The sequence below is a fragment of the Bacteriovorax sp. DB6_IX genome (genome assembly GCF_000447775.1).
GTDB lineage: Bacteria > Bdellovibrionota > Bacteriovoracia > Bacteriovoracales > Bacteriovoracaceae > Halobacteriovorax_A.
On record NZ_AUNJ01000131.1, the window covers coordinates 1 to 11063 of the forward strand.

General features: G+C 38.5%; 13 protein-coding genes and 1 pseudogene. 7 read left to right on the plus strand and 7 right to left on the minus strand.

Translation table 11 applies throughout. The features are described 5' to 3' along the window. A pseudogene (locus M901_RS04015) lies at positions 1 to 236 on the plus strand (hypothetical protein); the annotation flags it as partial. Between the two features lie 360 nt (positions 237 to 596). Here the strand turns inward: M901_RS04015 and M901_RS04020 are convergent. The 4 genes from M901_RS04020 to M901_RS04035 form a co-directional block, all read right to left on the minus strand. Next, positions 597 to 830 (minus strand): hypothetical protein, encoded by a 234-nt coding sequence (locus tag M901_RS04020; RefSeq protein WP_021276913.1) that lies wholly within the window; start codon positions 828 to 830, stop codon positions 597 to 599. Between the two features lie 107 nt (positions 831 to 937). After that, positions 938 to 1540 carry a hypothetical protein gene (locus M901_RS04025; RefSeq protein ID WP_157679815.1) on the minus strand — a complete coding sequence of 201 codons (603 nt, stop codon included), beginning with the start codon at positions 1538 to 1540 and terminating at the stop codon, positions 938 to 940. 106 nt (positions 1541 to 1646) lie between these two features. Next, the gene (locus M901_RS04030) at positions 1647 to 2687 is read right to left on the minus strand and encodes an NADP(H)-dependent aldo-keto reductase (protein WP_021276917.1); all 1041 of its coding nucleotides are present in this window, start codon (positions 2685 to 2687) and stop codon (positions 1647 to 1649) included. Between the two features lie 9 nt (positions 2688 to 2696). After that, a complete protein-coding gene (locus M901_RS04035) occupies positions 2697 to 3377 on the minus strand; it encodes a VC0807 family protein (protein ID WP_021276906.1) in 681 nt (226 codons plus the stop codon). A gap of 194 nt (positions 3378 to 3571) precedes the next feature. Here M901_RS04035 and M901_RS04040 point away from each other — a divergent pair, with 194 nt between their 5' ends. Further along, positions 3572 to 4846, plus strand: coding sequence for a S8 family peptidase (locus tag M901_RS04040; protein WP_021276908.1), 1275 nt, complete (start codon positions 3572 to 3574; stop codon positions 4844 to 4846). A 100-nt stretch (positions 4847 to 4946) separates the two neighbouring features. Continuing rightward, complete coding sequence (locus tag M901_RS04045; RefSeq protein ID WP_081653343.1) at positions 4947 to 5408, plus strand: group II truncated hemoglobin; 462 nt, start codon at positions 4947 to 4949, stop codon at positions 5406 to 5408. Here the strand turns inward: M901_RS04045 and M901_RS16960 are convergent. After that, on the minus strand, positions 5334 to 5738 hold the full coding sequence (locus M901_RS16960) for a DUF309 domain-containing protein (protein WP_157679817.1): 405 nt from the start codon (positions 5736 to 5738) through the stop codon (positions 5334 to 5336). The genes M901_RS04045 and M901_RS16960 overlap by 75 nt on opposite strands. A 105-nt stretch (positions 5739 to 5843) precedes the next feature. Beyond that, positions 5844 to 6614 carry a 3'-5' exonuclease gene (locus M901_RS04050; RefSeq protein ID WP_021276909.1) on the minus strand — a complete coding sequence of 257 codons (771 nt, stop codon included), beginning with the start codon at positions 6612 to 6614 and terminating at the stop codon, positions 5844 to 5846. A 163-nt stretch (positions 6615 to 6777) separates the two neighbouring features. Between M901_RS04050 and M901_RS04055 the strand changes: the two genes are divergently transcribed. The 4 genes from M901_RS04055 to M901_RS04070 all read left to right on the plus strand — a co-directional run bounded on the left by M901_RS04055 (position 6778) and on the right by M901_RS04070 (position 9929). Next, positions 6778 to 7677, plus strand: coding sequence for a DUF3404 domain-containing protein (locus M901_RS04055; protein WP_021276914.1), 900 nt, complete (start codon positions 6778 to 6780; stop codon positions 7675 to 7677). Positions 7678 to 7778: 101 nt separating this feature from the next. Next, positions 7779 to 8354, plus strand: a complete 576-nt coding sequence (locus M901_RS04060; protein WP_021276916.1) for a HAMP domain-containing sensor histidine kinase — start codon at positions 7779 to 7781, stop codon at positions 8352 to 8354. A gap of 2 nt (positions 8355 to 8356) precedes the next feature. After that, a complete protein-coding gene (locus M901_RS04065) occupies positions 8357 to 8989 on the plus strand; it encodes a response regulator transcription factor (RefSeq protein WP_021276910.1) in 633 nt (210 codons plus the stop codon). A gap of 151 nt (positions 8990 to 9140) precedes the next feature. Beyond that, complete coding sequence (locus M901_RS04070; RefSeq protein ID WP_021276907.1) at positions 9141 to 9929, plus strand: thioredoxin domain-containing protein; 789 nt, start codon at positions 9141 to 9143, stop codon at positions 9927 to 9929. Between the two features lie 116 nt (positions 9930 to 10045). Here the strand turns inward: M901_RS04070 and M901_RS16230 are convergent, their stop codons facing one another. Next, the gene (locus M901_RS16230; protein WP_021276915.1) at positions 10046 to 11014 is read right to left on the minus strand and encodes an endonuclease I family protein; all 969 of its coding nucleotides are present in this window, start codon (positions 11012 to 11014) and stop codon (positions 10046 to 10048) included. Positions 11015 to 11063 lie beyond the last annotated feature (49 nt).

Consider the following 11063-nt stretch of genomic DNA (forward strand, 5'->3'; position numbering starts at 1 on the left):
TTAAAAAAGACTTAGTGCCAGTTCTTTTCGAGAAAGAGTTTTCTACCAAATGGATGTTTGACGTTGAGATCTTCTATCGTTTAAAAGATTACTTTGGAATTAAAGAGTTTTATAAGCAAGTCTATGAGATGCCACTATCGAAGTGGACTGATATAGAGCAATCGAAGATAAAGTGGATTGACTTCTTAATGGTCCCAAGAGATTTTCTAAAGATCTACTTTCGTTATAAGAAATAAAAAAGGCCCTTTAAAAGGGCCTCTTCTTTTATCTACAAGCGTTTTGTTCTCTGAAATATTGATTACAAACATTTGAAGGGAAACGACAGTCATCCATATTATTTGAATAATATGATCTGTACTGACAATATCTCACTGGTTGATCTTCAACATTAACGACAAATGATCCATTTGCAACTTCACTTCCACTCTTTGTTAAAGAGTATGAAATTGTATTTTCACCAGACTTAAGAAGTGGTCTTTGTGTGAGTGTTCTAATCCAAAGGTTGAATGATTTCTTACTTTCACCTTTTGAAGCGCTAAAAGAAGATGACTTCGTTCTCTTCTTATCTCTATGATCTCTAAAAGTCTAGTTTTACTTTATCTGCATTTAACTCCTGAGTCATCAACAAACTTAGACCATGACTCTGGTGAGAGGTAAGATCCATAACATCTGTGAGTTCTATAATCTGTTTGTCCTCCAGAGCTACATCTGATTGAGATATCACCTTGAATGTAATTTGCTTGATAGTTTTCTCCACCAGCTAGACCGGCAGCGAATACTTGTGGGCCCATAATTGATAAGGCCAAAATTGTTTTCGCAATTGTTTTCATCATAACCCCTTTAGTAGGTATTTAAAGTATATAGGTTTATTTTAAAGGGGGATGAGATGAGACTCAAGAAATGTTAGATTTAATTAGAAATGTAAAAAAAGCGAGGTTTACACCTCGCTCGCTCTTAATTGTGCATAATTGTAAATTTGTTGGCGCCATTCCTGAATATTGCTAAGATTTAGCGCCGAGACCAACTCTTGGTCATTTGGAATCGCATCATAGATGAGATATTCCATGGCAAACTGAATTGTCTGCATTCCGATATAGAGCTCAGTAAAGAAGTCGATATCACCTTTTTGATAAGGAGCAATAAGCTCTGCGACATCAGTATGATTCTCACAACAGTTGCATCCATCGCACATTCCAAAATTCTCAATGAATGAGAAATGGTTCTGAGCTTGGGAGGCAATGATTCTCTCTCTTTCTTCCGAATCGTCAGAGAACTTCTCGATTAACTGAACAGCATATTCAGGATTTTGACCAATGGCCATGAGAAGTTGTTCGTAGAAAGTTGCGTAGAGGGAAGTGAACATGGCATCTTCAATAAGATAGTAAAAGAGTTCCTCTCCAGTTTTCGCCTCGTTCCTAATGGCCTCATAAGAAGCCATGGCCATTTTAAATGGGGACTCATCATAGCTTTCGAGTTCATAAAAGAGTTTAGACAGTGGATTAACATTTGTTTCAGTACGTTTTTTTAGAAACTTATCCATCATAATATTGCCCTCCTAAGGACCTACTCGATCATTTTAACAAAAAAGCTTCTGTTTATATGCACTGAGACAGTGCTCGGCAAAAATTGCCGAGCGCGATTCTAGGTTATGGACAAGGATTTGTGATTTCGTCGTGGATGGCCTGAATACCATTTAAGAGCTCTGGACTGAGTTCTACCTGGACGCTCTCAATATTCTCTTTAAGCTGCTCCATTGTCGTTGCACCGATAATATTACTTGTGACGAACTCTCTTTGATTAACAAATGCCAGAGACATTTGAGCTGGGCTTAGACCATGGTCTTTAGCAAGTTGGCAGTACTTCTCAGTGGCCTTGATGGCTTTAGTAGAGGAGTATCTAACAAATCTGTCAAAGAGTGTTAGTCGTGCATTCTCAGGTTTTTTTCCTTCAAGATACTTACCTGAGAGCACTCCAAAACCAAGTGGAGAGTAGGCCAAAAGACCGGCCCTTTCTCTAACAGAGATTTCTGCCATTCCAATTTCATAGGTTCTATTTAAAAGAGAGTATGGGTTTTGTACACTGGCCACTCTGGGAAGGTTTTCATTCTTAGCAATCTCGAGGAACTTCATAAATCCCCAAGGTGTTTCATTTGAAAGTCCAATATGTTTAATCTTTCCGGCCTTGTGAAGTTCTTCAAGGGCCCTAAGGCTCTCATCTAGTGGGATGAAGTCTTCATTTTTATTGTATTCAAAGCCAAGATTTCCAAAGTAGTTAGTGACTCTGTTTGGCCAATGGAGTTGATAGAGATCTATATAGTCTACATTCAGTCTCTTTAAACTATCTTCACAGGCCTGAATGATATTTTCTCGGTCGAGTCTATTCTTTCCGTGACGAATATACGCCATTGCCTCAGAGGGACCAGCAATCTTAGTTGCTAGAATAATCTTATCCCTCTGGCTTTGAAGCTTATCCCAGCGTCCAATAATTTGTTCTGTTTTCGTATAGGTTTCTTGTGTTGGAGGAACAGGATACATCTCGGCCGTATCGATAAAGTTGACTCCATGATCGAGAGCGAAGTCGAGTTGTTCATGGGCCTGTGCTTCTGTATTTTGTACTCCCCATGTCATTGTCCCAAGACAAATAACACTAACATCTATATCAGTCGTACCGAGTTTATTAAATTTCATCGTGTTACCTTATTGTTTTACAATATCGTCTAGTTCCAAAGACGTATGTTTCTTAATCGCGTTAATGAGAATATAAATGATGATTCCAAACATAATGAGCATTGGCACAGAGATGACCGGAAAACTTAAGGCCGTCATTTTTCCTAAGCTCTCATTAAACTCTACCGAGCCTGGCTCTCCTTTGAGAATCATGACCGCTAGGACATAATTTAAAATGGCCGAGATAAAGAATGTGAAGCCTAGCCAGATACCAGAGAGATTAATCTTCTTCTCGAAATAATCGGCATGACCAGTCTTTTCAAATTCAGCGTCGATTTTTTCAAGATCAAAGATCTGGGCCAGTATCGTCCTAAAGAGAGGATACTTCGTTTTTTGTGAACCAAGGACAATGATACCGATGATGGCCGGAATGGCCGTCTCTTTTACTATCATCCAATTTCTGTCCAGCTTGAATAGACCAATTCCTCCAGTTAAAAGAACACTGAATAAACCAAGAGCAGAAATAAAGTTAAACTTCTTCTCCTTTATATAGTCATAGAGCCCGTAGCTTAGAGGGAAGGCAAGAGCTATAATAAGTGAGTAAACTTGGCCAAGGTGTTTGTCAGAGCTAAATTTAACAAGGATAACACTTGGAATAACAACATTCATGAGCAGGTTTAAAAAACCATTATCTTTTTTCTTTTTTTCCATGGCTAAATTCTGATGCTTGGCCCTATCTTTGTCAAAGCTTTAAAAATAAAGCTGTGAAATCTTAACAGATGTTTTTTCTCGGTTAATCAATCAAAAACTTACACCTGAATTTAATAATTTACCTTTTATTTTTTCCTTGGGAAGATTTTAAAATCAAAAAATCGAAAGTTATAAATTAATCAAGGATGATTATTATGAAAAAGATGTTCTTATCACTAGCAGTACTTTGCTCTGCTTCAGTTTTTGCTCAAAACTTCAATGGGTATATTGTTAAACTTAAAAATGGTGCGGAATCACTTCCTATCATGAAAAATATGGGTGACGTTAAAAGCGTAACGACAAGCTTTGGTAGCTATGCCGTTATTAAAGGTCAAGATCTTGACAATAAGTCACTTGGATTTCTTAAATCTGATCCGAATGTTGAATATGTTGAGAAGAACTGGATTGTGACTCTTGATTCAACAGTTCATACTGAAAAAGAAACAAATATGGATACAGGTTTCTCTAAGCAGTGGGGACTTCTAAATGATGGACGTAACTCAGGTGGTTGGTTCTCAAGAGGAAAAGAAGGTGAGGATGTCAATGCTGTTAAAGCATGGGAAATCACTAAAGGTTCAAATGAAATCGTAGTTGCTGTTATTGATACAGGTGTTGATCATACTCACCCAGATCTAAAAGAGAATATGTGGGTTAACGATGCTGAGAAAAATGGTATCGAAGGCGTTGATGATGACGGTAATGGATATGTAGATGATATCTACGGATACGACTTTGCCAATAAAGATGGTGATCCAATGGACGGTCACTCTCACGGAACTCACTGTGCTGGAAATATTGGAGCTTCTCATAACGGAACAGGTGTTATGGGAGTTATGGCCAATGTTAAAATGATGGGTATTAAATTCTTAACTGATCGTGGATCAGGAGAAACAATTGATGCGATCTCTTCAATTGAATATGCAATTAAGAATGGGGCCCATATTATGTCAAACTCTTGGGGTGGAGGAGAAAGATCTGAAGCGCTAAAAGAGGCGATTGTTGCTGCTAAAGATGCAGGGATTCTATTTGTTGCTGCTGCAGGAAACTCAAGAAGTGATAATGATGCCAGACCAACTTACCCAGCAAACTACGATGTAGAAAATGTTATTACAGTTGGTGCAATGGACGGTAAAGGTAATAGATCAAGCTTTTCAAACTATGGAAAGACTTCTGTTCACGTATTTGCTCCAGGGTCAAATATCTATTCAACAACTAAGAATGGTGGATACCAGAAGATGTCTGGAACATCTATGGCAACACCAATTGTTTCAGGTGTTCTTGGACTTCTACTTGCGAATGAGCCAGGGATCACTGTTGAAGATGCAAAGAGAAGACTAATTGAGTCTACTGTTAAGAACACTTCTCTAACAGATTATGCTGTTGGTGGAAGAGTTGATGCCAATGCACTTCTAAGAAATCAAAAGAATTAATTTTTGTTGAATACTTAGGTGTTCACAAATATTTTAAGTGTGTGAGATGAAGGGGGACTTTTTGGTCCCCCTTCTTTATTTTCTATGCTATGTTCCATTTATGTTTAAGAAGTTAGGACAGAATATTTCAACTGGAATCAAGAAAGTTATTAAGGGCGCTACTGAAGAGAAATCAGAGCTCACTCAGGACCTACCATACGATAAAATTGGAGGTGAGAAGGGGATCGAGACACTTGTGACTCGTTTTTATCACCACATGGACACACTTGATTCTGCCAAGCAGTGCCGTGATCTTCATGGCAAGAGTCTCGATTCCGCTGCACAGAAACTTAAAATGTTCCTCTCTGGATGGCTAGGCGGACCTTCACTGTATATTCAAAAATATGGGCACCCTCGCATGAGAAAGAGGCACTTTCCCTTTGCTATTGGAACCCTAGAAAGAGATCAATGGCTATTGTGTATGCGTGAGGCCATGAATGATATGAAATTAGAGCCCGAGTTCGATCACTATCTTTGGCAGGCCTTCAGAAGATTTGCTGAACATATGAGAAATCGCGACTGAGAGATCTTTTTTGACAACTTCGACAGTCACCCCGCAGACAATCTTTTCGAGGTCTTCTACTAATTCAATACAGCGGATATAGTGATTCTTAGCAGGTTCTAGTTGATTCATTCTCAACTTCACACCGGCAGCCGCAATTTTAATTAATGACTTACAAAGAACTGCTTCTTGAGTTGTTCTGCCCGAGGCATTCCAGATGGCCTCAAGATAGGCATGGGCCTCCCAGAAGTACTCATAATTTATGAGGTCAATAGCGTAGAGATAATCATCATGTGTGTGAAAACTTTCTGAGTGCAAAATAGGGCACTCTGGTTCACCGGTTGCACTCATATGTCCCCCTTCTTTTAGAGGGTGAGGATTAAGCCCTGGGGTAAAAGCGTAGGGCGGAAAATCTCTCTGTGGACAATACCTTCTTATCTTTTCCATGGCAGAGGATTAGGCCAGGCGCCAGTCAAATTCAAAGTTGAGTCTACCCTCATCAATTAAGACCTTATGAACAATCTTAGACCATTCCTTTGACGATGGGTCCCACTGAAATCTTGCACGACTTACTTTGCTCTTAACCTTGTTGAATTTCTCAACTTGCCCTTTGTCTTTCCAATTCGGAGCGCGAAGTGTTGCAACAATTTTGACCTTAGGAGATGAAGCCAGAAGTGCCATTCTCTTGTAGTCGTAGTGAGAAGCAATCTTTAACATTGAGAGGACATCAGTCACAGCTCTATGTGGAAATGGGTTGATAAAGCCATGGGCATGCTCAAGGGCCGCCATACTCTTATGCGAGATTCTTCTTGGGTACTCAATATCATTTTGAGTATCAATCCAAATTTTATTAGGCATCTCAAGTCCATATCTCTTATACATTTCAGCAAGCATTGGCCTGTCATACTTCTCACCATTATGGGCCATTAGGTAGTCGGCCTTTTTCATGATAAGTGCAAGACGCTGTAGAGCAAGTTTGATTTCTTCACCTACTAGCCCGTGATCATCAAGGAGTTGCTCATCAATACCCGTTAGTTCGATAACTTCTTCAGTTAGTGGCAGCTTATCTCTTTCCTTTACGAGCTCGCTAAAAATCTTAATAGGAGCATTAATTCTTGTATCCCACAGAACAGCACCAATTTCAGTGACACGGTCAACTTGTAGGTTCACTCCGTTTTCTACTAAATTTTCGTTGATTCCTTCTAGGTCGATCCCAAGAATAAGCATAAATTGTCCTAAGTTAAAGATTTTACGGAAATATACGGCCCAGAGGACTCATTGTAAACGATGATTCACTGCAAAAAGGGCAGATAAAATTGACAAGTATTTGACAGAAAAAGGACAATGGAAAGACACAATAAATCATGAAAAATACTAGGATGTATCAAGGATGCGACCATATATAATTCTAATATTTACGGCCCTTATTTTGGCATTTTACTCAGGAAGGTACTTACTTAAGTTCCAGGGTCCCGGTGCGGCCTCAAATTCTGATCTCTATGAAATTGCTAAGTTAAAGCTGTCGTTTCAAAAGAATGTTACTCCCTATGCCATTGTGAACTTTACCTCTCTCTACTATTCAAAAGAGCAGATGCAACTCCTTAATCCTTCACTGGCCATTAATAGCTTCAATGATAAGGTCCTCTCTTCTCGTGAGGATTGTGACGAGAAACAATTCGTTCAATCTCCGCTTCGAAATTACTCGAAGAAGTTGATATGGGATCAATTGCGTTGTGGCAAGAGACTCGAGATTCCTTTTTGGTTTATTAAGAAACCTCCTTATATGCACCCTTCGGGAAGTTCATATGCTTATCTCTTATATCGAAGATCAATGGAGCGAGATAAGACACCTTCGGTAAAATGGATTCGCGACAATCTTGGATATTTTCACTTAAAAGAGCTTCATCAGATTCAAAGAGAGCAGGGTGGTCTCGGTGGAATCTATGGGATCTTGGCAAGTCTTGATGAGAAGAGTCTTGTGGATTTGATTAATAGAGAGGGAACGATTCTTACAAAGGACTTTCTTCTTGCTAAGATTAAATACCCAAAGAGTTTTGATATTATGGAGTATCGCTTCTATTTAAGAGATGATCTAAATAATTTTCTTGAGCAAACTCCTTTTCATATCTCACGTTATCATCCAGGTAAGCGCTGTCTGTATAGAGACGGTCCAATTTGTTGGCGTTATAATGTGAGTCACTTATTCCAAATGATCAACTTCTCAACAGTGGTTTCCTTTGGGGGAGTTGTTTTTATATTTACTCTGATTCTGTGGCTGCTCTTTTCTTAAGATTTAAAACAGGAATAAGATTGAAGATAAGAGAAGAAAAAATGGCACTCCCAGGTTCTAACTCACGAGTTTAGAACTCCCGTGGCATCACTCTTTTAACGATGGATAATATTAATCGAAATATTGCAAGCTTTGATGATAAGACACAGGAAGATCTATTAAGAATGTCTGCTGAGATCTATCGATTACAAAGATTGACGGAAAAGAGTAAGCACTATCTACAGGGATCATCGCGTAAGGGTCTTGTTAATTTTCAATTTGAGAAGGTCCCTTCAATTGAGGACTTAGTTTATGATATAGCCTTTCCAATTGGAGAGAGGCACGGTCATGATATTGAAATTGACTTTAAAGATGAGATTGGAGAGTTCTCAGTAGATATCTATTGGTTCCAAATTATCTTAAAGAACCTTGTCGAAAATGCCTATATTCATGGGACTCCTCCGGTGAAGGTAAGCGTGTGGAAGCAAAAGAATAATCTGATGGTAAGAGTTCAAGACACAGGAAAAGCGGAGATGAGTTTTGAACAATTAACTGAAGAGTTTTCAAAAGGAAATAAAAGTTCTGGTTCAGGGCTTGGTTTAAGTATTGTTAATAATGTTATTAAAGAGTGGGGCGGGTCTTTAAGTTTTAGTAATGAACCGACGACTTTCACTTTAAAACTACCTAATAAGGAATAATTGTGGAAAAGATTTTACTTGTAGAAGATGATCAGAACTTAGGACAAAGTATTCATGACTTTTTAAAGATGGAAGGTTTTGATGTGACATGGGCAAAGTCTCTTGAAGAGGCCAAGGCCCAAGATATTAGCGAAACAACACTGATCATCCAAGATTGGATGCTGCCTGATGGACAAGGAATCGATTTCCTAAAAGAGTTGAGAAAAGCTGAAAATCTTATACCAATTATTATGCTTACTGCAAAAACGGATCTTATCGATAAAGTTGTCGGTCTAGAAAGTGGTGCTAATGACTATGTCACAAAACCATTTGAGCCAAGAGAGTTACTGGCAAGAATTCGTGTTCAGTTAAGACAAAAAGAAAGTACTGGTCATCAAGGTGTTGCGGTGAAAGGCCTTGTTGAAATTAATAAGCTCAAGCTAAATCTCGATACCAGAGAGGCGTTTTGGAATGATTCACTGGTTGAGTTAACTAAGATGGAATTTGATTTTCTCAAGTTATTGGCCGAGAATCCAAATCGAGCTCTTTCAAGAGATGAAATCTTGAATAAAGTTTGGGGTTATGATTGTTACCCTTCAACTCGAACAGTTGACACGCACGTGTTACAACTTAGACAAAGCTTGAAGATAGTTTGATTGAAACAGTTCGAGGTATTGGATATAAGCTTAGAGCTTAAAGTTTACTGAGAATTGACAAAAGCTTCACACAAGACGGGTTCTTTTCTGGCATTCTTCTACCGATGGGTCAGTTAAGACAAATAAACAGAGCCAAAGGAAAGAGCCCGTTATGAAGAAGACATTATTTATCACCACATCAATTTTAGTATTAACTTCATGTACATCTGATAAGAACTTTAAATCGAAACTAGAGCAAACCTTAGAAGAGAACCCTGAAATTATCACTAATACAATAAAGAAGAACCCTGAAAAATTTATGACGGCCTTAAGAGATATGGCCATGGAAGCTCGTAAGAATGCCGCTGCTAAACAAGAACAAAATCTAGAAAATGAAATTAACGAGTATATTCAAAAACCTCTTCCTTATTCTCTTCGTAAAGATGAGTTAGTACGTGGAACGAAAGATGGAAAAATCACTATTGTTGAATATTCTGATTTTCAGTGTCCATTCTGTGCAAGAGGGATGCAAACGATTAAAGAAATATTAAAGAAATATGAGGGGCAGGTCTCATTTGTCTATAAACACCTTCCTATTGACAATATTCACCCACAGGCGAGGCTTGCCTCTCAGTATTATGAGGCCATTAGAATTGTGGGTAAAGAAAAGGCCTTTGCCTTTCACGATAGAATCCTGACTGAGCAAAACAAAATCCGCCATGGGGCAAGTTACTTTGATAAGGTCACAAAAGAATTAGGACTTGATCTTAAAAAGGTAAAGAAACTTGTTTCATCAAAAGAAGTTAACGATCGAATAAAAGAAGATGAAAAGGAAGCGGCAAAGAATGGTTTCTCTGGAACACCTGGCTTTCTTGTTGAAGGGGTACCTGTTAGAGGGGCTTATCCAATTCAACACTTTGATAAGATTATTCAAAAGTTAAAAGTCGCTAAGAAAATTTAAATCCCATTAGCGTATCTCTCCGATACCCCGATGCGCTAATATATATTGTCGTCCCCCCGTCTATCTTGGGTCAGTGACATTGATGTTGTTGATTTCTAGGGTAGGCGGGTTTTCACTTAAAAGTCAGATATTGAGTCAACGAGGTGAGGGAAATCTATAAATGGATTTCTTGTCCCTTGGTATTTATGAATAAGATTATTGCGTCGAGCTTCATCCTGGTCAACAGGATCGGCCTTGTGCCATTGACGAAGAAAGCTCTCTTGCTTGTCGTTAATATACATTTCATATCGAATGGACATATACATTAAGGCCCTTGCAATATCACCCTTTATTCTCTGTGGCGGTTCAAAGAAACTATCATCTTTAGTACTGTATTTAGCACCTTCGGCCTTTCCCATGACTGAGCTTTGGCAAGTTAAAGGCGTTTCAGAGCTTTCTACTTCTCCAAAAGGGAAGGCCGCACGAATAGAATTAACCTCTGGATCTGTTGGCATCAAATGGTGTAAGTCATTCTTTTTATCATTATCTGTATAATTCTTTGCCGCTTCATTTTTAAATTGATGGAAGCGAGATTGTGGCCATAAGTGTTCAGTATTGATGATACTTCCACTTGGATAGAAATCAGGACCTAGAACAACGTCTTGTCCATTCACCTTATCTTTATTCTTAATGACATGATCGCAGTAAGTATCAGTCACAGTATATTCACCATTAATCGTTTTTAGATAAAGTTTTCCAAAGAGGAACTTTCTCACATCTCTATAGGTATATGGATTATACTTATAGCATTTTTCATTGGCCGGACATGATTGAACAATCTTATCTTCAGATGTCGTTCGTTGGTGGATTCCATTAAGAATCGTCACGAGTTTCTTTATGAGGGTTTTTTCATTGAGAGTTTTATTCTCGAGATCATTAAAATCAGCACCATAATAAGCTTCACTTGGATCAAGTTGAGTTACTTTTAGGGCCGAAGAAGGATTCTCATTTTGAGGAATATTGAAAGTATTGTCTTCAATAATGGTCTTACTTTGTCGGCATGACAAGAGTGACAAGGTAAGGGTTATGAGGATCGCTTTATTCATAAGCTGAACTTATCAGAGTTCGGGATGAAAATACGCTAAGTAGTAAAAT

What these genes read in the sequence shown, in the direction of transcription:
- M901_RS04030 (WP_021276917.1), bottom strand. Translation starts at nt 2,687, where the DNA reads ATGAAATTTAATAAACTCGGTACGACTGATATAGATGTTAGTGTTATT.
- M901_RS04025 (WP_157679815.1), bottom strand. Translation starts at nt 1,540, where the DNA reads ATGGATAAGTTTCTAAAAAAACGTACTGAAACAAATGTTAATCCACTG.
- M901_RS04035 (WP_021276906.1), bottom strand. Translation starts at nt 3,377, where the DNA reads ATGGAAAAAAAGAAAAAAGATAATGGTTTTTTAAACCTGCTCATGAAT.
- M901_RS04040 (WP_021276908.1), top strand. Translation starts at nt 3,572, where the DNA reads ATGAAAAAGATGTTCTTATCACTAGCAGTACTTTGCTCTGCTTCAGTT.
- M901_RS04050 (WP_021276909.1), bottom strand. Translation starts at nt 6,614, where the DNA reads ATGCTTATTCTTGGGATCGACCTAGAAGGAATCAACGAAAATTTAGTA.
- M901_RS04070 (WP_021276907.1), top strand. Translation starts at nt 9,141, where the DNA reads ATGAAGAAGACATTATTTATCACCACATCAATTTTAGTATTAACTTCA.
- M901_RS04020 (WP_021276913.1), bottom strand. Translation starts at nt 830, where the DNA reads ATGAAAACAATTGCGAAAACAATTTTGGCCTTATCAATTATGGGCCCA.
- M901_RS04055 (WP_021276914.1), top strand. Translation starts at nt 6,778, where the DNA reads ATGCGACCATATATAATTCTAATATTTACGGCCCTTATTTTGGCATTT.
- M901_RS04060 (WP_021276916.1), top strand. Translation starts at nt 7,779, where the DNA reads ATGGATAATATTAATCGAAATATTGCAAGCTTTGATGATAAGACACAG.
- M901_RS04045 (WP_081653343.1), top strand. Translation starts at nt 4,947, where the DNA reads ATGTTTAAGAAGTTAGGACAGAATATTTCAACTGGAATCAAGAAAGTT.
- M901_RS16960 (WP_157679817.1), bottom strand. Translation starts at nt 5,738, where the DNA reads ATGAGTGCAACCGGTGAACCAGAGTGCCCTATTTTGCACTCAGAAAGT.
- M901_RS16230 (WP_021276915.1), bottom strand. Translation starts at nt 11,014, where the DNA reads ATGAATAAAGCGATCCTCATAACCCTTACCTTGTCACTCTTGTCATGC.